Raw genomic sequence first — 26,249 nt, 5'->3', positions numbered from 1 at the left:
CGTCGGGGCTCCATCACAGCTCGTAGGTCTGGACACGACGGTGCCAGCCGAAGAAGTAGAGGACGATCCCCGCGAGGATGAGCAGGAACATCATGGTCGCGACGGTTGCCCCCATGGTCGACGACCCCCGCTGAAGCTGGAAGCCGAAGAACGTGCGGTAGAACAGCGTGCCCATGATGTCGGTGCTGAAGTCCGGTCCGGCGAGCGCGCCCTTGACGGTGTAGATCAGGTCGAAGGCGTTCATGTTGGCCACGTAGGTGACCACCGAGACCATGCCGACGGTCGGCAGGAGCAGCGGGAACTTGATGCGCCAGAAGACCTGCCACCCGCTGGCCCCGTCGACGCGTGCCGCCTCGACCAGGTCCTCGGGGATGGAGATGATCACGGCGTAGAACAGGATCATGGGGATGCCGATGTACTGCCACACGCTCATGAGCGACAGCGTGAACAGGGCCGTGCTCGCGCGACCGAGCAGCGGGGTCTCGACCATCCCCCAGAGCGGGCTGAGGATCAGCTGCCAGATGAACCCGACGATGACCACCGACAGCGTGGTCGGGATGAACAAGAGCGTCCGGTAGACGCTCCGGCCGCGCAGGGTCGGTGACGCCAGCAGCGCGGCCAGCAGCAGGCCGATGGGGTTCTGGACGAAGAAGTGGACCGCGAAGAACACCAGGTTGTTGCCGACGGCGTTCCAGAACCGGGCCGAGAGCAGCTCGTCGGTCAACAGCCGGACGAAGTTGTCGAGGCCGACGAACACCTCGACGCCCTCGGCGGGGGAGTAGAGGCTGAGGCGCATGGAGTCGAGCAGCGGGTAGACCATGAACGCGGTGTAGATGAGCACCGCGGGACCGAGGAAGACCAGCAGGTGCAGCTTCGGACGCCGGCCTCGGGACGGCCGCAGGGCAGCCGTCCCGACCGTCCCCACCTCGTCGGTGAGGGCCCGCTCGGTGCGGACCTCCTCGGCGTCGGCTGAGGTCCCCGATCCTTCCACGCTGGCTCCTGGCGCTGGAGGTCGGCGGGCGCGTCACGCGCCCGCCGACCGGGGGGATGGTTCAGCCCTGGTGCGGCTCGTACCACCGCTCGAGACCCTCCTGGGCCCGCTCGGCGGCTTCCTGCGGCTCCATGGTCCCGTTGATCACCTGCGCGCTGACGTCCCACAGCTCGTTCTCGAGGTTGGGTTCGCCACGCGAGAGGATCTGGTAGGAGTTGCGGATCGTCGACTCGCACTCACCACGCCACGACAGGAACTCCTGGGCGAGCTCGTCCTCGAGGTCCACCTGGTGGTTGGACAGCGGGAAGAACCCGGGGACCGAGTTGGCGTACAGCTCGGCGAACTCCGCCGACGCGACCCACTCGAGGAACGTGCGTGCCTCGTCGGGGTGGTCGGTCGCCGGGTTCATGCCGATGGCGATGTCGGTGTGGTCGCTGATGTAGCAGGTGTCCTGACCGGCGGGCAGCGGCGGCGGGAAGGCTCCCATCTCGAAGTCCGCCTGCTCGCGGAACAGGGCGATCTCCCACGAACCAGCCGGGTAGATCGCGGCCTGCCCCAGCGTGAACAGGTTCTGTGCGTCCGGGTAGGTGACGGACTCGAAACCGCTCGGCAGGTACGACGCCCAGCTGGCGAGCTCCTCGAACACGGCGACGTACTGCTCGTCGTCGAGGCGCTCGCCTCCGTCGATCAGGGCCTGACGGCCGTCCTCGCCGTCCCAGTAGTTCGGTCCGATGTTCTGGAAGCCCATGGTCGCGGCTTCCCACTGGTCCGCGGTGCCCATGGCCAGCGAGGCGTAGGTGCCGTCCTCGGCGATCTGGTCGAGCATCGCGTGGAACTCGTCCTCGGTGGTCGGTTCCTCGAGCCCCAGCTCGTCGAACGCGTCCTGGTTGTAGATGAACCCGTGGATGACGGAGGCCATCGGGACGCAGAACGCCTCGGAGCCGTCGTCGGTGATCCAGGCGCTCTGTGCGACGTCGTCGAAGTTGTCCATCCCGGGCAGATCGGTGATGTCGGCGAGGTGGCCGTCGTTGTAGAGGTCGAGCGCGACGTCGAACGGACGGCAGGTGATCAGGTCGCCTGCGGTGCCGCCACCGAGCTTGGCCTCGAGGGCGGCGTTGTACTCGTCCGGCGCCGACGGCTGGAAGGTCACCCGGATGTCGGGGTGGTCCTCGTGGAAGGCGGGGAGGATCGTGTCCTCCCAGATGGCCAGGTCGTCGTTTCGCCAGCTCTCGATCAGGAGGGTGACCTGGTCCCCGTCGGCAGCCGGGTCGTCGGTGCCGTCGGTGGCTGGGTCGTCGGTCGCGTCGCGGGGGTCGTCGCCCTCGCCGCACGCGCTCAGGGCCAGGACCGCCGCCAGGGAGGCGGCCATCCATCGGTTGTGGTTCCTCATCTGCGTTCCTCGTTCCCTCGGTGGGTCGGTGCCGGACGTCGCGCGCAGCGCGCGATCTCGGGTCGATCTCGGGTCGATCAGGTGGCTCCCCCCGGTAGGGAGCCGGACGGCTGGTCGGTGGCTTCCCGGTCACACCGGTGGACGACGCGGCCCTCGACGACGGTGAGTTGCACCTCGAGGTCCTCGGACAGCAGCACGAGGTCCGCGTCCTGGCCTCGCGCGATGGCTCCCTTGCGATCCGCGACGCCGGCCACCTGCGCCGCGTTCCTGCTCGCGGAGGCCCACAGGCGGTCCGGACCTCGTCCCGTCGCGGCCGCGAGGTTGCGCAGCGCCGTGTCGAAGGTCAGCACGCTCCCGGCGAGGGCCCCATCGGGGAGACGGACGGCGCCGTCGGCGAGGACCACGCTGCGGTCGTCACCGATCGGGTACCGCCCGGGGGGCATGCCGGTCGCACGCATCGCGTCCGTCACGAGCACGATGCCGCGCCCGCCGCGTGCGTCGTACAGCGCGCGCAGGACGGTCGGGTGCACGTGGATGCCGTCGGCGATGACCTCGACGGTCAGCACGCGTTCGGTCATGGCAGCGCCGACGAGGCCGGGTTCGCGGTGGTGCAGGGGACGCATGGCGTTGAACGTGTGCGTCACGTGCCGCACGCCCCGGTCCACCGCGACCATGACCTGCTCGTAGGTCGCGTCGGTGTGGCCGGCGCTGACGGTGACCCCGCGGCGGACGCACTCGCTGACCAGATCGAGGTTGCCGGGGACCTCGGGTGCGACGGTCATCAACCGCACCACGCCCGTGTCGAGGAAGCGTGCGGCTTCGGCGGCGTCCGCCGGCCGGATCGCCGCGCTGTCCTGCGCGCCGCACCGCCGCGCGCTGAGGTAGGGCCCCTCCATGTGTGCGCCGAGCAGCCGGGCGCCGGCGTCGAGCTCGGTCAGCGCCCGCGCGACGCCGTCCAGCGCGTGGAGGGTGTCGTCGGTCGACGCCGTCCAGGTGGTGGCGAGGAACGATGTCACGCCGTGGCTGGCGTAGAACGCGGCCATGGCCGCGAGCCCGTCGACCTCACCGTCCATGGTCTCGTGGCCGAGCGCGCCGTGGACGTGGACGTCGATGAAACCCGGCACCAGCCAGCCGCCTGCTGCGACGATGTGCTCGACGTCGTCGTCGCTGCCCCGGGCAGCGGCGAGCGTGGCCGGCTCGGGCAGGCCCTGGCCGAGCTGGAGGATGACGCCGTCGTCGGCGAGCAGCCACCCGTCGTCGATCACCCCGACCGGGGTCACGATGCGTGTGCCGGAGAGCAGGAGTGCGGTCACGAGGCCACCCGCCCGCCGCGCTCCAGCAGCGCATCGAAGACCGTGCTGTCGGGTGTCGAGGCGAGCGCCGCGGCCCCGTCGAGCGCGTCGCCGCGAGGAGGCGCCGGTACCGCGGTGGGGAGCGCGCCGATCAGGGCCTCGCGGAACGGTTCGATGACGAGATCGCCGGCCCGGAAGACCCCGCCCTGCCAGCTGACCGGGACCGGTCGTGAGAGGTCGAGCACCCGGCTGGCGGCAGCGGCGCAGGTCTCGGCGAGCGCCCGGCCCGCGTCGCGGAGGAGCCTCGTCGCCGTCTCGTCCCCGGCCAGCGCTGCCGCGGTGACCTCACGTGCGAAGCCAGCCACGACGCGGGCGGGGTTGGTGGCGCCGTACACGGCAGCGAGGATGCCGTCGGCGTCCCCGAAGGTCTCCTGGGCAGCAGCTCGCAGGGCGGCCGAGCCCCGACGTCCGTCGCTGGCGCGGAGCGCCTCACGCAGCCCGGCCCGACCGATGTCGAACGCGCTGCCCGCGTCGTCGAGGAGGTAGCCCCACCCGTCGACGCGGGCCAGCCGTCCGTCCTCGCCGACCGCCAGGCCGATCGTGCCGGTCCCGGCGGCCACCACGACGCCCGGTCGCAGCCCGAGGGCGCCGCAGAAGGTGGTGACCGAGTCACTGGTCACGATGACCCGTCGAGCCAGCCGCATGTCCTCGAGCAGGCTCGTGACGGCGGCGGCGTGGCCGCCGGGCTGCAGCACCCCCGTCAGACCGAGACACACCACGTCGAAGGGGGTCTGCCGGGCGAGGTCGCCGATGCTCACCTCGAGCGCCGACCGGATCAGCGCCAACGCTCCAGGAGCGACGACGTTCTCGATCCCGGGACCGGTCGATGTCGGTCCCCGTCCTTCCGGGCCGAAGCTGGCGGCTCGGCAGCCGGTCTTGCCGCCGTCGATCGCGAGGATCCTCGGTGGGCTCACGCGCTGCCCCGGTTCTGTGGGTGCAGGTCGGTCACCAGTTGGTAGCGGTCCCCGCGGTAGAGGGAGTGGACGAACTCGACGGGTCGCTCGTCGGTGTCGCGCGTCACCCGTTCGAACAGGAACGCGGGGGAGTGCACCGGAACGTCGAGGATCGCGGCCTCCTCCTCGTCGACGAGGGTCGGTTCGATCGTCTGGCGGCCACCGCCGAGCGCCACCCCGTACCGCTCGCGGAGCAGGTCGTAGAAGCTGGTGGTGTCCAGGTCGCGGCGGGTCAGCCCGGGCACCAGTTCCTCCGGCACGTGGAGGGTCTCGATGGCCATCGTCTCCTCGTCGGCCAGGCGCAGCCGGCGGGCCCGCACGATGTGCGCGGTCGGTGAGATGTCGAGCCACCGTCCGATGCGTGCCCCGGCGGACGTCACCTCCAGCGACAGCGTCCGCGCGCTCGGGCGGAAGCCCCGGCGTCGCATGTCCTCGGAGAACGAGGTCATCGTCAGCTGCTGTGCGATCTTGGGCTTGCCCACGAACGTGCCGCTGCCCTGCCGGCGTGTCAGGAACCCGTCGAAGACCAGATCGCCGATGACCCGCCGCAGCGTCATGCGGGACACACCGAGCTGTTCGGCGAGCTGGCGCTCGGGTGGGATCGCGGTGCCGACGGTCTCCCCGGCGATCAGGTCCAGGAGGGCGGTCCGGACCACCTCGTACTTCGTCGTCGTGGTCACCGTCGCCTCGTCCGTCCCTCGATCACCGCAACTGCGGCGATAGCGGCACCTTCGGGCGTCGTCCACGCGTTCGTGGCGCCGCCCCCTGCACGGACAGTAACAGGGAACGGTGCCTTTGGTCTAGACCAAAATCGAGATCTGGTTCCTCTCGGTCAGTCCTGCGTGCGTGTCCATCCGTCGGAGGTGAACCGCTGGCGGTGCTCGGGCCGCCGATCGTCGAGAACGGGGCCGTCCGGTCCGACGACGCGTACCCCGTCGAGGTAGACCCCCCGGCCGCTCGCGAGCGCCTCCGACACGTAGCGGGCCCTGAGGTGACGCTCGCCGGCGTGGTCCTGGAGGGGGAAGGTGGCCGACCACCACCGGTGCTCGCCCCAGCCCGACACCTGGCCGTCGGTCGACCGCGGGTGCGCACCAGACGCCGTGAGCTCGCCGGCGAGGGGCTGCCAGGTCTCGCCTCCATCGGAGGAGGATTCGAAGACCAGGTGGTCACCGGGAGCGGTGTCGAACCACAGATCGACCTCGAGGACCGCACCCGCAGGAGCCTCGACCGGGACGGTCAGCGTCCGGTCCGATCCGGTGGACAGCTCGGAGAACCAGGCCTCGCCCTGGGCCAGGGGTCGCACCGGCACGGCGCGTGCGGTCGCCCGCGCGATGGCCCGCCGGACGGGGTTGACCGGGGCCCAGTCACGGCTCGGGTGCACCCGGTTGGTCAGCAGGATCGCGATGGTGTCGGTGTGGGGGTCGATGACCAAGGACGTCCCGGTGAAGCCGGTGTGGCCCGCGCTGTGGGGGGAGGTCATGGCGTCGTGGTAGAAGCGCGCGGCCATCTCGGGTCCGAGGCCACGCCGCGCCGTGGTGCCGAGCTCGGCCACACGCTCGGTCATCATCTCCTCGACCGTGGCGTGATCGAGGATCCGGACGGTCCCGTAGCGGCCCCCGTTCAGCAGCATCTGGGCGAACACCGCGAGGTCGTCGGCGGTGGCGAACACGCCGGCGTGCCCGGCCACACCGCCGAGCGACCACGCGTTCTCGTCGTGGACCTCACCGTGGACGAGGCCGCGCCCGGCCCAGGGTTGGTACTCGGTGGCGGCGATGCGCTCGCGCAGGGACGGGTCGGGGTTGTAGCCGGTGTCGTCCATCCCGAGCGGTCCGGTGATCCGCTCCGCCACGTGCCGGTCGAGCGGCTGACCGGACACCGCACCGACGAGTTCGCCGAGGGCGATCAGGCCGAGGTCGCTGTAGAGGTAGCGGGACCCCGGCTCGGCGGTCGGTGCTGCTCCGTGAACCGCGGCGATCCGGCTGTCGCGGTCCGGGTAGGCGCTGTACAGCGGCAGCCACGCGGCGAGCCCCGACGTGTGCGTCAGGAGCTGCCCGACGGTCACGTCCTGCTTGCCGTTGGCACCGAAGGCCGGGATGTGATCCGCGACTCGGTCGTCGAGGGCGAGAGCACCGTCCTCGACCAGCTGCATGATCGCCACGGCGGTGAACAGCTTCGACAGCGACGCCAGGTCGAAGATCGTGTCGTCGCGCACCTCGACCCACTCGTCCTCGGGCAGCTGCGTGTCGGGATCGTTCCACCGCAGGGCGTGACCGACCGCCGATCGTTCGGCGATCACGCCGTCACCGACCACGAGGGCGACGGCGCCGGGGTAGACGGGGGTCGGCTGGGGTTCCAGCCCGGACCGGAGGGCCGGTTCGACGGCGGCCAGGTGCTCGGCCACGAGGCCGGCCTGCTGTGGTGTGCCCTCGCGCAGGATCCGTGGCGGCGACGTGCTGCGGTCCCAGGGGCCGTCGATCGACCCGGGTGCTCCTCGTCCGGGTCCCGCGAGGGCCGAGGTCGCCAGCGGCATCGACAGGAGGGTGGTGCAGGCGAGGACGGTGACAGCACGTCGGTAGCGCACGGGTGGCTCCCTGGGGTGGGCGTGACGGCCGGTGGGTGGGCGTGACGGCCGGTGGGTGGGCGTGACGTCGGAGGTGGATGGACGTGACGAGGCGGCGCGGGCGCGCGTCGCCCGCGCCGCGTCACCGATCAGCGGCCGCTGTTCGGGTAGAGCCGGTGCGGCGCCGCGAGCTCACGGAAGTCGGCCAGCTCCTGCCGCCAGCCATCGACGATCTCGTCCGGATCCACGCCGGCGTCGAGCTGGAAGCGCACGTCCTTGTCGCCACTGAGGCGGTCGATCCAGCAGATGTGCGCCTCCGTCCGGCAGCCTGTGCCCTCCCGCCAGTCGACCTCGTCGATGTGGCTGAACAGCGCGTCGAGGACGTGCACGCCGACCCGGACCGCCTCGAAGCGCGACGGGTCGATGACGTGGACCTCGAGACCGCCCGAGAACTGGCCGGCGTGCTTGGAGGCCGTCGGCTGGGCGAACATCGGACGGAAGGTGACCCCCGGCAGGCCACGCTGGTTGAGGTCGTCGGCCAGGGCGTAGGCCTCGGTCTCGTCGATCCACGGGGCGCCGAACCACTGGAACGGCTTGGTGGTGCCGCGGCCCTCGGAGACGTTGACCGACTCGATCAGCCCGAGGCCGGGGTAGACCCAGGCGGTCTCCTGCGTGGGGATGTTGGGGGAGGGCAGGACCCAGGGTAGATCCCAGCCAGATTCGAAGAAGCGCGGGTGGTAGCCGCGCATGGTCACCACGTCGAGGTCGACGGGGTCGGAGAGGAACTCGGCGTTGAACAGGTGGGCCAGTTCGCCGACCGTCATACCGTGCTGGAGCGGGATTTCACGCAGACCGACGAACGAGGACAGGGCGGGGTCGAGGATCGGACCATCCATGCGGTCGCCCAGGGGGTTCGGACGGTCGAGGACGATGAACCGCTTGTCGTGCTCGGCGGCTGCGTCCATCGCGTAGTACATGGTCCAGATGTAGGTGTAGAACCGCGCACCGATGTCCTGGATGTCGAACAGCAACACGTCGACATCCTCGAGCATCTCCGCGGTCGGGCGCTGGGTCGGCCCGTACAGCGACCACACGGGCAGGCCGGTGCGCTCGTCGGTGTAGCTCGGGACGTAGGCGCCGGCGGGCGCGCCGCCGCGGACCCCGTGCTCGGGTCCGTAGAGGGCGGTCAGCTCGAAGTCGCCGTCGTCCTGTGCGGCGATGAGCAGGTCGATGCCGTGCTCGAGGTCGCGGGTCGCGCCGGTCTGGTTGGTGATGAGGCCGACGCGCTGACCCGCCAGAAGGTCGAGCCGGTCGCTGACGAGGCGTTCGAGCCCGAGCTCGAGCTGCGGTCCGGGCGGGTTGCCACGACCGGGGGACGCGGTGGCGAACGACACGGCGACCAGGGACAGCAGCAGGGCGAGTGCGAGGATGCCGGCCAGCCTGCGTGGCAGTGCGGTGGACATGGGTGCTCCCTCTCGTGGGTGGTTCGGGCGGGTCGTGCAGGTGGCTCCCGTGGTGCCTGCGGACCCTCCCGCTCGGAAATTGTCTACCTACAGCAAGCCAGCACCGTCAAGAGTTTTCTAGGACGCAGGTCCCGGTGCTGGTCGCCGCGCGCAGCGCGATCGCGGAAGCGGGGTCCGTGCTTGACATCGACGGCCGGCTCTTGGAAGGTTCCGCCGTTGAGCTGTAAGAAAGTTTCGAGCCGAGCGGCAGTGCACACGGGAAGTTTCCATCACCCGGGATGGTCGCCCCGTGCAGGAGGACGAGCCGATGACCGGACCCGATCTCGAGCTGCCGGCAACGGTGGCGGTGCGCAGTCTGTTGCCGTCGCTCGCGCCGGCCGAGCAGCGGGTCGGTCGCGCCGTCCTCGACGATCCGTCCGCGGTCGCTCACCTCTCGATCACGGCGCTGGCGCAGCGGTGCGGCACGTCCGAGGCCACGGTGGTCCGCTTCTCGCGGAACGTCGGCTTCGACGGGTACCCCGCGCTGCGCATCGCGTTGGCGTCCGAGGCTGGTCGGAGCGCGGCGGAGGGGCGCTCCAGCGTCGGCCTGGACGTCCTGCCCGAGGACACCCTCGGGCAGGTGGTCGAGAAGGTGGGGGCCGCGGACACCCGCGCGATCGCGGACACCGTGGCCAACCTCGACATCGCGGCGCTCGCTCGTGCCATCGAGGTCGTCCGCGGCGCACGCAGGATCGAGATCCACGGGATCGGCGCATCGGGACTCGTCGCCACCGACCTCGAACAGAAGCTGCGGCGCATCGGGATCGCGGCCTCGGCCTGCACGGATCGGCACGCGGCGTTGACCTCGGCCGCCATGCTCGCACCCGAGGACGTGGTGATCGCGTTGTCGCACAGCGGTGAGACCAGCGACGTGATCGATCCGCTCGAGCAGGCAGCGGCACGGGAAGCGACCAGCATCGCGATCACGAACTTCCGGCGGTCCTCGCTGGCACAGGTGGCCGACGTCGTCCTGACCACGGCCGTCCACGAATCCGTCTACCGCTCGGGCGCGATCGCCAGCCGCGTCGCCCAGCTGACCATCGTGGACTGCCTCTTCGTGGGGGTCGCTCGGGAGGATCACGACGGGACGTTGGCAGCGCTCGATCGGACCTACCTCGCCGTGCGGCCCACGCGGCGTGACGCGACACCCGGGGGGGCCCGGTGATCCACGAGCCGTCGGGACCGACCGGCGACGCCGAGACCATCATCGTCGACGGCTCGACCGAGCTGCGCAACGCCGCGACCGTCGATATCGACGTGGTGCCGACCCTCGAGATCCTCGAGCTGCTCAACGACGAGGACGCGCGGGTGCCCGGCGCGGTCCGTGCGGTCCTCCCGCAGCTCGCGGAGCTGGTGGACGCCGCGGTGCGTTCGTACCGCGCGGGCGGCACGATCCACTACGTCGGCGCCGGCACCTCCGGCCGCATCGCGGTCCTGGACGCCGCCGAGCTGCCGCCGACGTTCTCCACCGACCCCGACCGGGTCGTCGCCCACCACGCGGGCGGCTCGCTCTCGTTCATCGCGGCCGTCGAGGGTCTCGAGGACGACCGGGCCCTCGGCGAGGCGGATGCCGATGCCGTGCGGGCCGGGGACGTGGTGATCGGGCTCGCGGCCAGCGGCAGGACCCCGTACGTGATCGGTGCGCTGACCGTCGCGGCCGCTCGCGGCGCGACCACGGCGCTGGTGTGCTCGTCGGTGACCGCGACGCCACCGGAGGGGCTCGAACTGCTCCTGGCCGTGAACACCGGACCCGAGGCGATCGCCGGGTCCACACGGTTGAAGGCCGGGACGGCGCAGAAGCTGGTCCTCAACGCATTCTCGACCGCCCTGATGGTGCGGTTGGGCAAGACCTACTCGAACCTCATGGTCGACGTCGCCCCGAGCAACGCCAAGCTCCGTGGGCGGGTGTTGTCGATCCTCATGGAGGCGACCGGGCGGTCGCGTGACGACTGCGCCGAACGGCTGCGGGACGCCGACGGGGACACGAAGGCGGCGCTGGTCAGCCTGCTCACCGACGCGGATGTCGGCGAGGCTCGTCGATCGCTCGCGGCCGCTGACGGCAGCGTCCGTGGGGCGTTGGGCCGGCTCGGGACGTGACAGGTGACCCTCGTCCCGGTGCGGGGCGAGGTGGGAGCACGGATCGAAGGAACGGGAACTGATGTACAGGAGACGGTTCACACGGGTGGCCACCGCGACGTTGCTGGCGACGAGCCTGGTGCTCGCCGCCTGCGGCGGAGAGGGTGGGGACGACGACACGAACGGAGGTGCGGGCGGCGACACCGCCGACGACGGGGGTGACGCCGCGGACGCCGGCGACGGAGCTGCGGGCGACGCGGAGGACGTGACGCTCACCGTCTGGTCCTGGCGGACCGAGGACGAGGCGGCGTACCAGGAGATCTTCGCGGTCTACGAGGAGCACAACCCGCACGTGACGGTGGAGTTCGTGCCCTACGTCAACACCGATTACAACAACATCCTCGCCACCGGCCTGACCGGAAGCGGTGGGCCCGACGTGGCGCAGCTGCGCGCGTACGGCGGCCTGCAGCCGCTGGTCGAGGCGGGCCAGCTGCTCCCGCTCGACGGTGAGGTCGCCACGCTGGACCGCTTCGAGGAGGAGGTCCTCGACGGCGCCCGCGGTCTGGAGGACGGACGGATCTACGGCGTCCCGTTCGGGATCCAGGCGCTCGTCGCGTTCTACAACCGTGGCATCTTCGACGAGCTCGGGCTCGACGAGCCCGAGGACTGGGACGGCTTCATCGACGTGCTCGACACCATCGCGGCGTCCGAGTACGACCCGCTCGCCAACGGCGGTGGCGACGAGTGGATGCTGCCGATCGTGCACGAGAGCGTCGGCGCTGCGCGGTACGGCGCGTCCGACTTCCGCGACGCCGTGCTGGCCGGGGAGCGGGACTTCACCGACCCCGACTACGTCGCCTCGGTCGAGCTGGTCGAGCAGCTCCTGCCGTACATGCCCGCCCAGGCGGTCGGAGTGGACTACAACGACTCGCGTGCCCTGTTCACGACCGGCCGCGCGGCGATGTTCCTCGGTGGTTCGTTCGAGGTCGGCTTCTGGCGCAGCGACGCCCCGGACCTCGACCTCGGGGCCTTCCGCCTCCCGGCGGACGGTGGCTGGCCGAGCGGCGCGGTCACACCCGGCTGGGTGGACGGCTCCTACGGTGTGAGCGCGCTCAGCGAGCACCCGGACGAGGCGATGGCGCTGGTGGAGTGGATGGGCTCGGAGGAGTTCGGGCAGCTGTTCGCCGACGAGATCAACCAGCTGTCGGCGCAGCCCGGTATCGAACCGCAGGACGAGCTGCTCGAGCAGATCGCCGCCCTGTACGAGGAGGCGCCGACGCCCTACCTGCTCCTGACCGACTTCCGGTACGGCGAGCCCTCGGGGACGGACCTGATCGGGGCCGGCATGCAGCAGCTGATGCTCGGTGACTCCTCACCGGAGGAGGTCGCCGAGAGCCTGCAACGCGGGGTGGAGCAGTGGTTCGACCCGCAGGGCTGATCCGAGCGACCAGGCTCGACGACGTCAGGTGAACCGCGGTGGCGACCACGAGCACCGTTCGTCGCGCACGACGGTGGACCCGCCCCTCGCCCTCAGCGGGGCAGGGGCGGGTCCCGCCGGCGCGCGTGCTCGCCGCGTTCATCCTGCCGGCGTTCGTGCTGTACGGGCTGTTCATGGTGGTGCCCCTGGTCCAGGCGCTGTACTTCAGCCTCTTCGAGTGGCGAGGGACGGCACGCGGCGACTTCGCCGGTACCGCCAACTTCGTGGAGCTGTTCACGCGCTACCCCCTGAACGAACAGCTGCCGCGAGCGTTCCTGCACAACACCTACTTCTTCGCCGGAACCATGGTCCTGCAGAACACCTTCGGGTTGTTCCTGGCGGTGCTCCTGCAGCGGACGCGGTGGGGCAAGACGTTGTTCCGCACCATCTACACGCTGCCGTACCTGTTCGCCCCGTTGGTGGTCGGGTACCTGTGGTCGCTGATCCTCAACCCGACCTTCGGGCCGGTCAACGCGTTGCTCCGGGGGATCGGCCTCGAGTCGCTCGCGGTGCCGTGGCTCGGTGATCCGAGCACGGCCCTCCCGGTCGTGATCGTGGTCAACGCGTGGCAGTGGATCGGCTTCCCGCTGCTGCTGTTCGGGGCCGCGCTCGGTGCCATCCCCGACGAGCTGCACGAGGCGGCCTACGTCGACGGTGCCGGGGCGTGGAACACCTTCTTCCGCATCACCCTGCCGCTGCTGGTGCCGGTGGTCGGCACGGTGACCGTCCTGACCTTCATCGGCAACTACAACGTCTTCGGCCTCATCTGGGCCATGGGCGGTGTCGAGGGTGGCCCGGCGGGCTCGACCGACGTGCTCGGCCTGCTCTTCTACCGCACCGCCTTCCGTGGGGGCGTGGACGCCTTCGGGGTCGCCTCGGCGTTGGCGGTGCTCATGTTCGCCTTCATCTTCGGGCTCTCGCTGGTCTTCCAACGGGTCTTCCGGCGGCTCGAGGAGCGGCTGTCGTGAGCGGACTGACCGAGGTGCGTACGCGACCGGAGGAGACCGACGCGCCGCCCCGGGCGACCCACCGGCGCACGCGGCGCCGACCCACCGTCTCGTCGCTCGCCATCGGCGCGGTCCTGTGGGGCTACGCGCTCGTGGTCGTCGCCCCGCTCCTGCTCGTCGTGCTCAACTCCCTGCGTCCGACGTCGGAGATCTTCGCTGACCCCATCGCGCTGCCCGAACGGGTCTCCCTCGACTCGTACGCGACCGCGTGGACCGACGCGAACTTCGGCCGCTACTTCTTCAACTCGCTCGGTATCACCATCGCGTCGGTCCTCCTGGCGACGACGGTGTCCGTGCTGGCCGCCTACCCGCTCGGTCGCTACCGGTTCCGTGGCAGCAGCGCGTTGTCGTTGTTCTTCCTGTCCGGCCTGATGCTGCCGTTCCGCCTGGCCATCTTGCCGCTGTTCCTCCTCCTGGACGGCCTGAACCTGGTCGACACCCGCTCGGGCCTCGTGCTCGTGTACGCCGCGACCGGGATCCCGTTCAGCGTCTTCATCCTCACCGCGTTCTTCCGGCAGCTGCCGGGGGACCTGGCTGACGCTGCAGCGATCGACGGTGCGGGGGAGTTCCAGATCTTCTCGCGGGTCATGCTGCCGCTGGTGCGACCGGCGTTGTCGACCGTCATGGTCTTCCAGTTCGTGCCGCTGTGGAACGACTTCTTCTTCCCGCTGGTCCTGCTGCGCAGCAGCGACAAGTGGACGCTGCCGGTGGGCATGACCCGGTTCTTCGGTGAGTACCAGACCGACTGGTCGACGCTGTTCGCCGGGTTGCTGATCGCGACGCTGCCGCTGATCGTCCTGTTCCTCGCGGCGACGAGACAGATCATCGCGGGCCTCACGGCGGGGATCGGGAAGATGTGATCCCGATCCCCTCGATGGCAGAAGTGGTCTGTACCTCAACGCCGCAGCGGGTGGCTCGGCGCCCGACGAACCCGTGGCCATCGTTCCCGCCATTGCAGTATCTGATCGTTGTCAGGCCGATTGCGTGCGTTCTGCGGCCTCGCCTGGCGCCGTTCATCGTCGGCCTTGACCCCTCCGGGGGCGACCTCTAGCGTCACGAGTGGTCTGTACCTCAAGACCAGAGACGCTGGCCACGCACGGTGGTCAGCGTGACGGGAGAGGGATCACCATGCGTCGCGGACGCCTACGTCTCGTCGCGCTCATCGCGAGCGCGTCCCTGCTGCTGGCCCTACCGGCCGCGGCACAGACACGGCCAGGCCCGCCGGTCTCGGCCGAGCGCGGGTTCATCGAATCGACCCTGAACCGGATGAGCCTCGAGGAGCGGGTCGGCCAGCTGTTCTGGACCCACGTCTACGGCTCGAGCGCCGACGACACCTCGATGGCAGCGCAGAACCAGGCGACCTACGGGGTCGACACGCCGGCCGAGGTCGTCGAGAAGTACGACCTCGGAGGCGTCATCTACTTCGCCTGGTCGGGCAACGTGGACAGCCCGGAGGCGGTCGCCACGCTGTCCAACGGCCTGCAGGAGGTCGCCACCTCCAGCGCGAGCGGCGTGCCGCTCACCTTGACCATCGACCAGGAGGGCGGCCTCGTCCAACGCATCCTCGAACCGGCGACGGTGTGGCCGGGCAACATGGCGCTCGGCGCTACGCGCTCCACGGAACTGGCGGCGGCGCAGGGGGCGATGCTGGCCGATGAGCTGCGGGCGGTCGGCATCAACGCCAACTTCGCCCCGGTCGTCGACGTGAACACCAACCCGCTGAACCCGGTCATCGGCATCCGCTCCTACGGCGAGGACCCCGACCTCGTGAGTGCGCTCGGTGGCGCGTCGGTCACCGCGATGCAGTCACGTGGCGTGTCCGCCACGCCGAAGCACTTCCCGGGCCACGGTGACACCGAGGTGGATTCGCACTACGGCCTGCCGATCGTGACCTACGACCGTTCGGTCCTCGACGAGGTCCACCTGCCGCCGTTCCAGGCTGCGATCGACGCCGGGGCCGACATGGTGATGACGGCGCACGTGATCATCGAGGCGATCGACCCGGACCTGCCCGCCACGCTCTCCCACGACGTGCTGACCGGGGTGCTGCGCGGCGATCTCGGGTTCGAGGGGGTGATCGTCACCGATGCGATGGAGATGCAGGCGATCGTGGACCACTGGGGTGCCGAGGAGGCTGCGGTCATGGCGCTCCAGGCTGGCGCCGACGTCCTGCTGATGCCCCAGGACATGGACGCCGCGACGGCGGCCGTACTCGAGGCGGTGCGGTCGGGTGAGATCGCGAGCAAGGACCTCGACGCCAAGGTTCGTCGCGTGCTGCAGGTCAAGTACGACCGTGGCCTGTTCGACGACCCGTTCGTGGACGAGTCCGCGGTCGGCGGCGTGGTGGGCAACGAGACCCACCTCGAGACCGCGCTCGAGATCTCGCGGCGTGCCGCGACGGTGATCCACAATGACGACGTCCTGCCACTCGACGCAGGGGCGGGCGACGTGGTGGTGGTGGGGCCGGCGGCCGCGAACGTGGCGGACCTTTCGGGCGAGCTGCAGGACCGCGGCCTCTCGGTCACCACGCACACGGTGGCGACCAACCCGAACGCCTCTGAGCGGGCTGCGGCGGTCGCGGCGGCCAGCGATGCCGACCTCGTGGTCGCAGCCACGTGGCGTGCTTGGGCCAACCCCGGTCAGGCGCAGCTCGCGCGTGACCTCGCCGAGGGCGACGCTCCGGTCCTGGCGATCGGCACCCGCGACGCCTACGACATCGCGTACTACCCGCAGGTCGACGCGTACGTGGCGACCTACGGGACCCGGGCGGTCAACCACGCCGGCGCTGGCGAGGTGCTGTTCGGCGAGACCGAGCCCACCGGCCTGCTGCCGGTGACGATCCCCACCGCTGACGGCAGCGGTGTGCTCTACCCCTTCGGGCACGGGCTCGGCTACTAGCGGCGCGCAGCTCCGGAGCCCCGCCGGCCACCCGGTCGTCGGGGCTCCGGCGCGTCACGAGCCGTGGGGCGGGGCGCCGAAGGCCTGGCTGGCGGTGCGGTACAGCTCCGGCCACGGCGGGCAGCGGTCGTCGCCCCACCACCACGCCGGTGTGGTTCGCGGCATGCTGGAAGAAGGGCGTGTCGATCGGGCCGTGCAGAACCGTGCACAGCTCGATCTCGGGCGCGTCGAGCAGCTCCTGGCGCAGCGACTCGGTCAGCCCGCGGATGGCGTACTTGCTGGTGACGTAGGCGCTCTGCAGCGGCGAGGGGACCTTGGCGAGCACGGAGGCGACGTTGATCAGCACGCCGGCGCCCTGCTCGCGGAACCACGGGAGGGCCGCCCGAGCGCCGTGCACGTAGCCGAACAGGTTCACGTCGAGGACCCGGCGCCACTCCTCGAGCGGCACCTCCTCGAAGCGCCCGTACTGCCGGACCGCGGCGTTGTTGACCCAGGCGTCGAGCTTGCCGGTCCGGCCGACGGTGTCAGCGGCGATGTGTTCCAGCGCGTCGGCGTCGGTCACGTCGGCGGGCATCGCCAGGACCCGCCCCCGGCCGTCGTCGTCGCTTGGGAACGCCTCGGCGAGGTCCTCCAGGGGACCCTCGCGGCGCGCGACGGCGACGACGGTGGCGCCGCCCTCGGCGAGCATCTCGACCGTGGCGCGGCCGATACCGCTCGACGCGCCCGTGACCACGACGACCGCGTCGGTGACCGGGTGAGCCATCCGGTCCTCCTCCTCGGTCGGGGTCCCATCGTGTGGGGTGGGCCCCCCTTCCGCCAGGCGCCTGGACGTCGACGGGACAGGGGTCGGACGGCCGTGGACCGCCGCTCCGAGGCGGAACTCGCCGGGGTGTGCCGTCGTTCGGTCACGGCCCGCGGCGGGGGACCTCGTAGCGTCGTACCGTGGCTGAGTCCCCGCTCCTGGAGCGTCCCGCGGCGAGGTGGGTCGTCCTCGCGGTGGGGGCCATCCTGCTCGTCCTGGCCGCGGCGTACATCCTCCTGGTGGGGCTCCAGCGGGGGCAGGGGGAGACGGTCCTCACCGGCGTGCACGTCGACGGTGAGTCCGTCGGCGGAGCGTCACGGGCCGAGCTCGTCGCGACCGTCGACGCACGGACGGAGGCTCGGCTGGCCGACCCGGTCGTGGTCGTCGCGAGCGAGGGCGAACTCGAGACCGATCGCGCAGGGGTCGGCGCGTCCGTGGACCGCGAGGCGACGATCGACGCCGCGTGGGAACGTGGCCGCCGCGGGTTCCTGCGCGCCCTGAGGGACCACGCCCGCGCCCGGATGGGTGGGACGGTCGACGTCGGCATCGAGGTGACCGCCGACCGGCGCGAGCTGGCGCGGTGGGCCACCGACGCGGCCGACCAGCTGTCACAGCCCGTGCGGGACGCCGCCGTCGAGCTGGTCGCTCGGGACGGTGAGGACGACACCGTCGACGTCGCGGTCACCGATCCGCGCGAGGGGCGCGAGGTCGATCCCGGTCCGCTCGCCCAGGAGGTGGCCGGCCGCGTCGAACGCCCCGGCGAGGTGCGGGTCGAGGTCCCGGCGCGCACGCGGACCCCGGACATCACCGACGTGGACCTGGAGGCTGTGGTGCCACGTGCTGAACTCGCGGTCTCGGCGTCGGTCACGCTGACCAACCCGTCGGCGGGGGAGGACCTGGTGCTCGCCCCGGGCGACCTGGCGTCGGTGCTGGTGGTGCTCGCTCGACCGGAGGAGCCGGAAGGTGCACGTCTGGCCGTGCACACCGATGGGGACCGTCTCGCCGATCACCTCGGTGATGAGGGGATCGGAGCCCTGGAGGAGCCACCGGTCGAGGCCGACTTCGAGGTCACCGGCGACACCGTCGAGATCGTCGGCGGCACACCAGGGTTCGCCGTGGACGTCGATCGGACCGCGTTCCGCGTCCTCGAGCTCGCCACCCGCGACGACGATCGAGCGGGCGAGCTCGCCGGCGACACCACCGAGCCCGAGCTGTCGCGGCAGGACGCCGAGGAGCTCGGCATCGAGCAGGTGGTGTCGAGCTTCAGCACCCCGCTGACGCCCGGCGAGGCCCGCAACCACAACATCCACCTCGGCGCGGACCTCTTCGACGGCTCGATCATCCACCCGGGCGATCGCTTCTCGCTCAACGAGGCCATCGGACCGCGGACCCGGGAGCGTGGGTTCGTCGAGAACGGGTTCATCGACGCCGACGGTGAGCTGATCTCGGTCGTCGGTGGCGGTTCCAGCCAGCTCGGCACCACGTTCCTGAACGCCGCGTGGTTCGCCGGCATCGCCATCGTGGAGTTCCAGCCACACTCCTACTACTTCGAGCGCTACCCGATGGGTCGCGAAGCCACGTTGTCGTTCGGCCACATCGACGTGGTCGTCGAGAACGACTCGCCCCACGCGATCCTCGTGGTCACCTCGCACAGCGAGTCGGAGGTCACGGTGCGCTTCGTCAGCAGCCCGTGGGCCGAGGTGGACACGTGGACGGACGACCCCCGCGACCGGGTCCCGGGACAGGAGCGCGACGGCTTCACGGTGGAGTACGGCCGGACGATCACCTACCCGGACGGCTCGACCGAGGAGGAGTCGTACGTGCACCGCTACGAGCCCGAGGACTGAAGCCCGAGGACCGAAGGCCGTGGCCGGGGACCCTGCGTCGCTGCGGCGGGGGCCGCTCCCACCTCGTCGCGGCCGAGCGGGCGCTACCTTGGCCCGATGGACGCCTCGACCACTCACGCTCCGGCACGTGCCGCGGACACCCAGGTGACCCCCCGGACGGCACCGGCGACCCCGGTGATCGATCCACAGACCCGTCCGGACCCCTCGGCCGGTGACGGGGACCACGACCGCTTCACCCACTACGTCGCCAAGCGACAGCTGGAACGGGCGAAGCGCAAGGGGACCGCCGTCACCGCGTTGTGCGGCAAACGCTGGAAGCCGGACGGTGACCCGTCGCGATACCCGATGTGCCCGACCTGCGCCGAGCTCGCTGCTGAGCTGCTCACGCGCGGCCTCGGCGGTTCGGGCAGCTGACGTGACCGGCAGCCCGGCGGCACCGCTGCCGCCGGTGGTCGTCCCGTTCGCGGTCCGGGCGATGCCGCACGTGCGACCGGACCTCTGGCCGCTCACCCGGCCCGTCCCGCCCCACGTCGAGGACGACGGTCCTCGGACCCTGGTGCGGATCGACGCGGAGGTGCCGAGGCTCGTGGCTGCAGCGCGGCAGCGGGTCGCCACGGACCCGGCACCCTGGACCTCGCACACCCCGGATCTCGCCCCGGGCGACGCGCTCACTGCCGGCCTGGCCCTCGGTCGTGCCGTGAGCCGTGACGTTCCCGAGCTGCTCATGGCCGCGGGCGACAGCCTCACCGTGTCCGCCGCCGGGGTCGGCGTGACGTCCGGTGGCAGGATCGATCGGCAGCCGGTCACGTCGGGAGGCGAGGACCGCGTCGCGTCGCGGCAGGTGGCCGACCGCCTCGCTGCGGTGCCGCCCGAGCACCGGCTCCTCGAGGCGGTGGCGCTGGCCGTGGCGGAGGACGTCGTGCTCGTGGACGCGTCGGGTCGGGCCGTCTGGCTCCACGTGTGCACGCCGTCGGGGTGGGACCCGGGCGCCGCTGCTGGCCGCCACCTGAGCGAGCTGCACGGCCCGGTGCCCGCGGCGGATCGCCTTCGAGCTGCGAGCGACGCCCTGACCCGCGCCATCGTGACGTCGGGACCGCACGTGCGCTGGGTCTGGGGGCTGACCGACGATCCGGCGGCCGCACACCACCCGCGGTTCCGCGGCCCACCGGCGACCGCGCGTGGTCCGATCGCCGAGCTCACGTTCCGGGCCGAGCGGCAGACCACCCTGGCGCTGCCCGACCTCGGGCTCGGGGTGTTCCTGATCCGGGTGCTGCGGGCGCCCCTCGGCGAGGTCGCCTCGTCGGTGTCGCGGCGCGCGCGCCTGGCCGAGGCGATCGAGGTCATGCCGCCCGAGCTCGCGCGCTACAAGGGGGTCGCGGACCGCCGCGACGAGCTCCTCGACTGGCTCACCGCTCCCGCCGAGCCACGCCGGTAGCGTGCGGGCCGGCCACCCGAGGAGACCGCCGTGCCCGACGTGCCGATCCGTGCCGTGATCTTCGACCTCGACGGCGTCCTGACCGACACCGCCGAGTTCCACTACCGCGCGTGGCAGGAGCTCGCCGATGCCGAGGGGCTGCCGTTCGACCGACAGGCGAACGAGGCGCTCCGGGGGGTGTCGCGCGCTGATTCGCTGCGCCTCGTGCTCGCTGGCCGCGAGGTGGACGAGGCCACCTTCGCGCGGATGATGGCCGAGAAGAACGAACGCTACGTCGAGTTGCTGGCCGACATGTCACCCGACGATCTGCTGCCCGGTGCGCTCGAGCTCGTCGAAGCGTGCCGGGACCGTGGACTGAAGCTCGCGATCGGCTCGTCGTCGAAGAACGCGCCGATGGTCCTCGACGCGCTCGAGATCACCGATCGGTTCGACGCCATCGCCGACGGGTCGACGGTCGAGGTGGCCAAGCCCGCGCCCGACCTGTTCCTGGCCGCCGCACGTTCCCTCGATGTCGAGCCAGCCACGTGTGCGGTCGTCGAGGACGCCGAGGCCGGCGTGGACGCGGCCCTGGCGGCCGGCATGCTCGCCGTCGGCATCGGGCCCGCGGAGCGCGTCGGCCACGCCCACCTGCGGTACCCGTCCACCGCCGATGTCGACCTCGAGACCATCCTCGCCCGCGGGGCGTGACGGGTCCACCGCCGCCGACGCGCCGCGTGCCCCAGTCGGCACGACGGGCCTGGGCGCTCGTGCGTCGGGCCCTCGGGGCCGTCCGGCGCCGGGCCCAGGCGGAGGGCACCGTCGACGGGGTCATGCTCGGGCTCGGTGCCACGACCGGTCTGCTGACCGGCGTCCTGGCGTGGCTGCTGATCTCGATCGTCGAGGTGCTCCAGCACGTGGTGTGGACCGACCCGGCACCGGCCTGGCAGCTGGTCCTGGTGCCTGCCGTCGGCGGGCTGCTCGTCGGCCTGCTCGTCACCCGTGTGGTCCCCGAGGTGGCCGGTGGGGGGATCGTGTCCACGATGGAGACGCTCGCCCTGCACGGCGGTCGCTTCCGCAGGCGGGTGCCGCTCGGCGCGCTCGGCGCGACCTCCGTGGCGCTCGGCTCCGGTGCCTCGGGTGGTCGCGAGGGCCCGATCGTGCTGATCGGAGGGTCGGTCGGTTCGGTCGTCGGTCGGCTGCTACCGATCGGGGAGGCTCGCATGCGGTCACTGGTGGCCGCCGGGGCGGCTGCCGGCATCGGTGCATCCTTCAACGCACCCATCGGAGGGATGCTGTTCGCGATCGAGGTCCTCCAGCTCGGCGTCCGGGGCGCCGGCCTGCAGGTCGTGGTCGTCGGTTCGGTGGTCGGTTCGGTGGTCGCGCGCCAGCTGGTCGGTGAAGACCTGATCTTCCAGCCGACCCGCGAGTTCGGTCTCGGCGACCCGATCGAGCTCGTGGTGTACGCCCTGCTCGGCCTGCTGGCGGTCGTGGTCGCGCTCGGCTTCCACCGGGGTGAGCAGCTCGCTCAGCGGGCTGCGGCGTGGTCGCGTCGCCGGATCGGCCGCGTCGCCACCCTCGGCGCGGCCGGGTTGGTCGTCGGCCTCATCGCCCTCGTGGTCCCCGAGGTGCTCGGTGACGGGGAGTCGGTCCCGCCGATCGTCGGCGTCCGCGAACCGATCCAAGCCATCCTCGACGTCGAGTACGGGACGACGTGGACGGCCGCGGCGCTCCTGCTCGTCCTGCTGGTGGCCAAGCTCGTGGCCACGAGCGTCACCGTCGGTGCCGGTTCGGCGGTCGGCTCCTTCGCCCCGATGCTGCTGACCGGCGCGGCCCTCGGCGGGGTGGTCGGCACCGCCGCCCTCCCGATCCTGCCCGCGCTCGATCCCGGGGCCGTCGCCACCGTCGGCATGGCAGCGGTCTTCGGGGCGACCGCTCGCGCTCCGCTGACGGCCATCATCATCGTCTTCGAGCTCGTCGGGGACTACGAGCTCGTCCTCCCGCTCATGCTCGCCGTCGGGCTGGCCGTCTTCCTCCACGACCGTGTCCGCCCGGAGGGCATCTACGCCGCGCACCTGCGCCGGCGTGGCGTCGTCCTCGGCCGGCCCGACGACGTGGACGTCCTCCAGCGGGTCACGGTCGCCGAGGTGATGACCCGCGACCATCCGACCATCCCCGCGGACGCCGACCGCGCCGCGGTGGAGGCGCACTTCGCCCGCGGCGGCGGCCGTGGCTACGCGGTGGTCGATCCGCGTGGCCAGCTCGTCGGCATCCTGACCCGTGGGGACCTCGCGACCCGTGACGGTCGCACCGCCGCGGACCTGTGCACCCGTCGCGCCCTGACCGTGGTCACCGACGATCCGGTCTTCGTCGCGGTACGGCGGATGGCCTCCCTCGACGTCGGTCGCGTCCCCGTCCTCGACCAGAGCACCCGGCGGATGGTGGGGATGCTGCGGCGCGAGGACATCGTGCGGGCCTACCAGCTCGGCCTGACGCGAGGCGCCGCGACCCAGCAGCGCGAGGCGGCCTCGCAGCTGCGCGACCTGACCGGTGTGCGCTTCGTCGAGCTCGCGGTCGACGATCGCTCCCCGGTCGTGGGTGCGGCCGTCCGCGACGTCGCCTGGCCCGAACGGACCGTGCTGACCAGCGTCCGTCGCGATCAGGGCGTGGTGGTGCCGACCGGAGAGACCGTCCTGGCGTCCGGGGACGTGCTGGTCGTCCTCGCCGCGGACCCCGACGCGGTCCGGGACCTCATCGCCGGGGCTCCGGCGGACCGCTGACCATCCCGATCGATCCGTACCCGCTGCGTTCCGAGGGGACACCGTGACCGACGCGCGCCCGTTGCTGCTCCTCCCACCGTCCAAGGGCAAGGCCGCGGGCGGTGATGGGCCCGTGTACGCCGATGTCGTGGCACGGGAGCACGTGCTCGGTGATGCGCGTCGCGAGGTCCTCGACGCGGTGACCGGTGACCTGTCGGGCCTGGACGACGTGGCGGTGGCTCGGCTGGCCGGGGTCGGCGTGGCCAAGGCCGCGGACGCACGTTCGCTGCTGGCGGAGCTGCCGCGTGCCCGGACGCTCCCGGCCCACCGCCGCTACACCGGGATCGTCCACGGCAACGCAGGGCTGGCCGAGCTGGACCCGACGACCCTCGAGGTCGACGTGCGCATCGTCTCCGCGTTCCTCGGGCTCGTCGCCCTCGACGAGCCGGTGCCGGACTACCGGGTGGAGTTCGGTGCGACCCTGCCGAGCATCGGTGGGATCGGGCCGCTGTGGCGGGCCCGGCTCGCCGGACACCTCGCCCACCTCGGCGAGGGGCGGCGCGTGTGGGACCTGTTGCCGGCCGAGCACCGCCGTGTCTGGGATCGGGGCGTCCGTGCCGCGCTCGACGTGGTGGAGGTCGCCTTCGTGCGGCCCGACGGACGGCCCGCCAACGCGGCCCGCACCAAGGTGGCCAAGGGACGGTTCGCCGCCGCCGTGATCTCCCGCCCCGCCCTCCAGCCGCGCACCGTCGCCCGAGGCGTGGACCTGGGGGAGGGGTGGCAGGTCTCAGCGACCGGCAGCGTGGTCACGGCGACCTACCACGGTTGAGCGCGGCGGATCACTCGCGGACGACCGTGCGCAGGACGGCGATGCCGACCACGAGGTGGAGCACCGACAGCACCAGGCGGGACTCGCCCGGCTGGTCGCTGCCGAGGACCGGGATGAAAGAGGCCGCGAGCAGCAGGAGCCCCACGAGCCGCACGACGCGGCGCCCACGACCCGGCAGGAGCCGGTCGAGGGCCACGACGGCGACGATGGCCACCACGAACGCACCGAGCGTGACCACGACGAGGGGACCGAGGCCGAGCGGCTCCGGCGGGCCGGCGGCACGGTCGGGGACCACGACCTCGACGTCGGCGAGCGCGGCCCCGAAGCGGATCGCCACCACGAGGGCGGTGGTCACGAGCACCGCGGTGAGCCAGCGCACGGCGGGGTAGCGTCCGCTCGCAAGGTCCACTCGGCGCTCCCTCGTCACGTGCCGGGACGTGGTTGGCCCCGGGAGGATGGACGGGACGTGGTTGGCCCCGGGAGGATGGACGGGACGTGGTTGGCCCCGGGAGGACGGACGGGACGTGGTTGGCCCCGGGAGGACGGACGGGACGCGGACGGCCCCGGGAGGACGGACGGTGCCAGGTCGCGCGTCCGAGGGCCAGGACCGCTGACGTGCACGCCCGCCCGGACGTGTGCCGGGAGCCTCGATGCCCCGGCCGGAGGAGCGAACCGTGAGCGAAGCTGCACCCCGGGAACAGTGGGGGACCCGGTCCGGGTTCCTCCTCGCCGCCATCGGGTCGGCCATCGGCCTGGGCAACATCTGGCGCTTCCCCTACGTCGCCTACGACAACGGCGGGGGCGCGTTCCTCCTGCCGTACCTGATCGCGCTGCTGACGGCGGGTATCCCGCTGCTGATCCTGGAGTACGCGCTCGGCCACCGTTACCGCGGGTCGGCGCCGCTGACCTTCCGGCGTCTGCACCGCCGGGCCGAGTTCCTCGGCTGGTGGCAGGTCGGCGTGTGCCTGCTGATCGCCTCCTACTACGCGGTGGTGGTCGCCTGGGCCGGTGCCTACACCGTGTACGCGGTCGACGGCGCCTGGGGGGACGACCCGGACGCGTTCTTCACCGGCGACTTCCTCGCGGTGGCGGAGGCGGGGACCCTCGGCGGGCTGCGCTGGCCGGTGCTGCTCCCGCTGGTGCTGGTGTGGGCGGTGGCGCTCGGGGTGCTGGTCGGTGGCGTCAAGCGGGGCATCGAGCGGGCCAACCGGGTGATGATCCCCGTCCTGGTGCTCTCCTTCGGAGCCCTGGTGGTGCGGGCGGTGACGCTGGAGGGAGCGACCCTCGGCCTGGACGCGCTGTTCACCCCCGACTGGGGCGCGATGCTCGACAGCAGCGTGTGGGTGGCCGCCTTCGGTCAGATCTTCTTCTCGTTGTCGGTGGGCTTCGCGATCATGATCACGTTCGCGAGCTACCTGCCTCGCGACGCCGACCTGACCGGGAACGCCTTCATCGCCGGGTTCGCGAACTCGTCGTTCGAGCTGCTCGCCGGCATCGGCGTGTTCGCAGCCCTCGGGTTCCTGGCCACGGCAGCTGGGACGGCCGTGGACGAGGTCGCCACCGAGGGCGTGGGGCTCGCCTTCGTGGTCTTCCCAGCGGTCATCAGCCAGATGCCGGGGTTCAACGGGTTCTTCGGGGTCCTGTTCTTCGGGTCCCTGGTCGTCGCGGGCCTGTCCTCGCTGATCTCCATCATCGAGGCGAGCGTGTCGGCCGTCGTCGACAAGTTCGCCCTCGGCCGGCGGCGCACGGTCGCGCTGGTCGGCGGTGGGACGGCCCTCGTCTCGTTGCTGTACGCCACGGCCGGTGGGGTCAACCTCCTCGACGTCGTCGACAACTTCGTCAACCTCTTCGGCGTGGCGGTCGTGGGGCTGGTGGAGGTCGTGGTGGTGGTGTGGCTGCTGCGCCAGGTGGAGCCGCTCCGGCGCCACGCCGATGGCCTGTCCGAGGTGCCGCTCCGGCGCTGGTGGGTGCTGGCGCTCACGGTGGTGACCCCGCTGCTGCTCGGCCTGGTCACCTTGGACAACCTGCGGGCCGAGCTCTCGGCGCCCTACTCGACGGCCGACGGGACCTACCCCGTGGGGTTCGTGATCGGCCTCGGGTGGGGCGCGGCCGCCCTCGCCCTCGCCATCGGGCTCGCGCTGACCCTGCCTGCGTGGCGGCGACCAGGTGTCGACCTGCTCGCGCCTCCCCGTCGCACCGAGGAGACGCTGACGTGAGCACCTCCGCGATCGTCGTCCTGTTCCTCGCCACGCTCGTGCTGTTCGGCGGGCTGGCGACCAGCATCGCCATCGCCATCAGGGCGACCCGTCGCGACCGACGCGGGTCGCCCTGACCCTGGACGAACGTCCTCATGGTCGAACGCTCCGTGGTCGATAGACCGCTGAGAGTGCACACT

22 protein-coding genes and 1 pseudogene are annotated in these 26,249 nt (G+C 71.7%); 14 read left to right on the top strand and 9 right to left on the bottom strand.

Going from position 1 to position 26,249, the window contains the following annotated elements; genetic code table 11:
- Nucleotides 1-13 precede the first annotated feature (13 nt).
- From NITAL_RS18140 to NITAL_RS18110, 7 genes are all read right to left on the bottom strand, one after another.
- A complete protein-coding gene (locus NITAL_RS18140; RefSeq protein WP_342674235.1) occupies nucleotides 14-925 on the bottom strand; it encodes a carbohydrate ABC transporter permease in 912 nt (303 codons plus the stop codon).
- A 127-nt stretch (nucleotides 926-1,052) separates the two neighbouring features.
- Nucleotides 1,053-2,381 carry an ABC transporter substrate-binding protein gene (locus NITAL_RS18135; RefSeq protein WP_052667571.1) on the bottom strand — a complete coding sequence of 443 codons (1,329 nt, stop codon included), beginning with the start codon at nucleotides 2,379-2,381 and terminating at the stop codon, nucleotides 1,053-1,055.
- A 77-nt stretch (nucleotides 2,382-2,458) separates the two neighbouring features.
- On the bottom strand, nucleotides 2,459-3,694 hold the full coding sequence (gene nagA, locus NITAL_RS18130; RefSeq protein ID WP_052667570.1) for an N-acetylglucosamine-6-phosphate deacetylase: 1,236 nt from the start codon (nucleotides 3,692-3,694) through the stop codon (nucleotides 2,459-2,461).
- Nucleotides 3,691-4,647: an N-acetylglucosamine kinase gene (locus NITAL_RS18125; RefSeq protein WP_052667569.1), complete on the bottom strand. Its 957-nt coding sequence runs from the start codon at nucleotides 4,645-4,647 to the stop codon at nucleotides 3,691-3,693. Before NITAL_RS18125 ends, nagA begins: the two co-directional genes overlap by 4 nt.
- Nucleotides 4,644-5,366: a GntR family transcriptional regulator gene (locus NITAL_RS18120; protein ID WP_052667568.1), complete on the bottom strand. Its 723-nt coding sequence runs from the start codon at nucleotides 5,364-5,366 to the stop codon at nucleotides 4,644-4,646. The genes NITAL_RS18125 and NITAL_RS18120 overlap by 4 nt, the downstream gene beginning before the upstream one ends.
- Before the next feature lie 152 nt (nucleotides 5,367-5,518).
- On the bottom strand, nucleotides 5,519-7,267 hold the full coding sequence (locus NITAL_RS18115) for a serine hydrolase domain-containing protein (protein ID WP_052667567.1): 1,749 nt from the start codon (nucleotides 7,265-7,267) through the stop codon (nucleotides 5,519-5,521).
- 128 nt (nucleotides 7,268-7,395) lie between these two features.
- On the bottom strand, nucleotides 7,396-8,709 hold the full coding sequence (locus NITAL_RS18110) for an exo-beta-N-acetylmuramidase NamZ family protein (protein ID WP_052667566.1): 1,314 nt from the start codon (nucleotides 8,707-8,709) through the stop codon (nucleotides 7,396-7,398).
- Between the two features lie 307 nt (nucleotides 8,710-9,016).
- Between NITAL_RS18110 and NITAL_RS18105 the strand changes: the two genes are divergently transcribed.
- From NITAL_RS18105 to NITAL_RS18080, 6 genes are all read left to right on the top strand, one after another.
- Nucleotides 9,017-9,913: a MurR/RpiR family transcriptional regulator gene (locus tag NITAL_RS18105; protein WP_052669793.1), complete on the top strand. Its 897-nt coding sequence runs from the start codon at nucleotides 9,017-9,019 to the stop codon at nucleotides 9,911-9,913.
- Nucleotides 9,913-10,845 carry an N-acetylmuramic acid 6-phosphate etherase gene (locus NITAL_RS18100; RefSeq protein ID WP_052669792.1) on the top strand — a complete coding sequence of 311 codons (933 nt, stop codon included), beginning with the start codon at nucleotides 9,913-9,915 and terminating at the stop codon, nucleotides 10,843-10,845. Before NITAL_RS18105 ends, NITAL_RS18100 begins: the two co-directional genes overlap by 1 nt.
- Nucleotides 10,846-10,930: 85 nt before the next feature.
- Nucleotides 10,931-12,262 carry an ABC transporter substrate-binding protein gene (locus tag NITAL_RS18095; protein WP_052667565.1) on the top strand — a complete coding sequence of 444 codons (1,332 nt, stop codon included), beginning with the start codon at nucleotides 10,931-10,933 and terminating at the stop codon, nucleotides 12,260-12,262.
- Nucleotides 12,263-12,300: 38 nt separating this feature from the next.
- A complete protein-coding gene (locus tag NITAL_RS18090) occupies nucleotides 12,301-13,269 on the top strand; it encodes a carbohydrate ABC transporter permease (protein ID WP_211262497.1) in 969 nt (322 codons plus the stop codon).
- Nucleotides 13,266-14,168 carry a carbohydrate ABC transporter permease gene (locus NITAL_RS18085; protein ID WP_211262496.1) on the top strand — a complete coding sequence of 301 codons (903 nt, stop codon included), beginning with the start codon at nucleotides 13,266-13,268 and terminating at the stop codon, nucleotides 14,166-14,168. The genes NITAL_RS18090 and NITAL_RS18085 overlap by 4 nt, the downstream gene beginning before the upstream one ends.
- A 268-nt stretch (nucleotides 14,169-14,436) precedes the next feature.
- Nucleotides 14,437-16,206: a glycoside hydrolase family 3 protein gene (locus NITAL_RS18080; RefSeq protein ID WP_052667564.1), complete on the top strand. Its 1,770-nt coding sequence runs from the start codon at nucleotides 14,437-14,439 to the stop codon at nucleotides 16,204-16,206.
- Nucleotides 16,207-16,372: 166 nt separating this feature from the next.
- Here the strand turns inward: NITAL_RS18080 and NITAL_RS29010 are convergent.
- Nucleotides 16,373-16,969 (bottom strand): annotated as a pseudogene (locus NITAL_RS29010) (SDR family NAD(P)-dependent oxidoreductase); the annotation flags it as partial.
- A 179-nt stretch (nucleotides 16,970-17,148) separates the two neighbouring features.
- Between NITAL_RS29010 and NITAL_RS18075 the strand changes: the two are divergent.
- From NITAL_RS18075 to yaaA, 6 genes are all read left to right on the top strand, one after another.
- Nucleotides 17,149-18,855 (top strand): VanW family protein, encoded by a 1,707-nt coding sequence (locus NITAL_RS18075; protein ID WP_052667563.1) that lies wholly within the window; start codon nucleotides 17,149-17,151, stop codon nucleotides 18,853-18,855.
- A 96-nt stretch (nucleotides 18,856-18,951) separates the two neighbouring features.
- Nucleotides 18,952-19,269 carry a DUF3039 domain-containing protein gene (locus NITAL_RS18070; RefSeq protein WP_083441728.1) on the top strand — a complete coding sequence of 106 codons (318 nt, stop codon included), beginning with the start codon at nucleotides 18,952-18,954 and terminating at the stop codon, nucleotides 19,267-19,269.
- Nucleotide 19,270: 1 nt separating this feature from the next.
- Nucleotides 19,271-20,290 (top strand): heme-dependent oxidative N-demethylase subunit alpha family protein, encoded by a 1,020-nt coding sequence (locus NITAL_RS18065; RefSeq protein WP_052667562.1) that lies wholly within the window; start codon nucleotides 19,271-19,273, stop codon nucleotides 20,288-20,290.
- Between the two features lie 30 nt (nucleotides 20,291-20,320).
- A complete protein-coding gene (gene pgmB / locus NITAL_RS18060) occupies nucleotides 20,321-20,977 on the top strand; it encodes a beta-phosphoglucomutase (RefSeq protein WP_083441727.1) in 657 nt (218 codons plus the stop codon).
- Between the two features lie 26 nt (nucleotides 20,978-21,003).
- Nucleotides 21,004-23,046 carry a chloride channel protein gene (locus tag NITAL_RS18055; protein WP_052667561.1) on the top strand — a complete coding sequence of 681 codons (2,043 nt, stop codon included), beginning with the start codon at nucleotides 21,004-21,006 and terminating at the stop codon, nucleotides 23,044-23,046.
- A gap of 43 nt (nucleotides 23,047-23,089) precedes the next feature.
- On the top strand, nucleotides 23,090-23,854 hold the full coding sequence (gene yaaA / locus NITAL_RS18050; protein ID WP_052667560.1) for a peroxide stress protein YaaA: 765 nt from the start codon (nucleotides 23,090-23,092) through the stop codon (nucleotides 23,852-23,854).
- 10 nt (nucleotides 23,855-23,864) lie between these two features.
- Here the strand turns inward: yaaA and NITAL_RS18045 are convergent, their stop codons facing one another.
- Complete coding sequence (locus NITAL_RS18045) at nucleotides 23,865-24,263, bottom strand: DUF6069 family protein (RefSeq protein WP_052667559.1); 399 nt, start codon at nucleotides 24,261-24,263, stop codon at nucleotides 23,865-23,867.
- 265 nt (nucleotides 24,264-24,528) lie between these two features.
- On the opposite strand from NITAL_RS18045, the gene NITAL_RS18040 reads away from it, so the two are divergent.
- Both NITAL_RS18040 and NITAL_RS27465 read left to right on the top strand, forming a co-directional pair.
- Entirely contained in the window at nucleotides 24,529-26,070 is a 1,542-nt protein-coding gene (locus tag NITAL_RS18040) for a sodium-dependent transporter (protein ID WP_211262495.1), read from the top strand.
- On the top strand, nucleotides 26,067-26,186 hold the full coding sequence (locus NITAL_RS27465) for a MetS family NSS transporter small subunit (RefSeq protein WP_157041933.1): 120 nt from the start codon (nucleotides 26,067-26,069) through the stop codon (nucleotides 26,184-26,186). The genes NITAL_RS18040 and NITAL_RS27465 overlap by 4 nt, the downstream gene beginning before the upstream one ends.
- The last annotated feature ends 63 nt before the right edge of the window (nucleotides 26,187-26,249 follow it).

It is taken from the genome of Nitriliruptor alkaliphilus DSM 45188, assembly GCF_000969705.1.
GTDB lineage: Bacteria > Actinomycetota > Nitriliruptoria > Nitriliruptorales > Nitriliruptoraceae > Nitriliruptor > Nitriliruptor alkaliphilus.
This window is presented reverse-complemented; position numbering and strand designations above follow the sequence as displayed.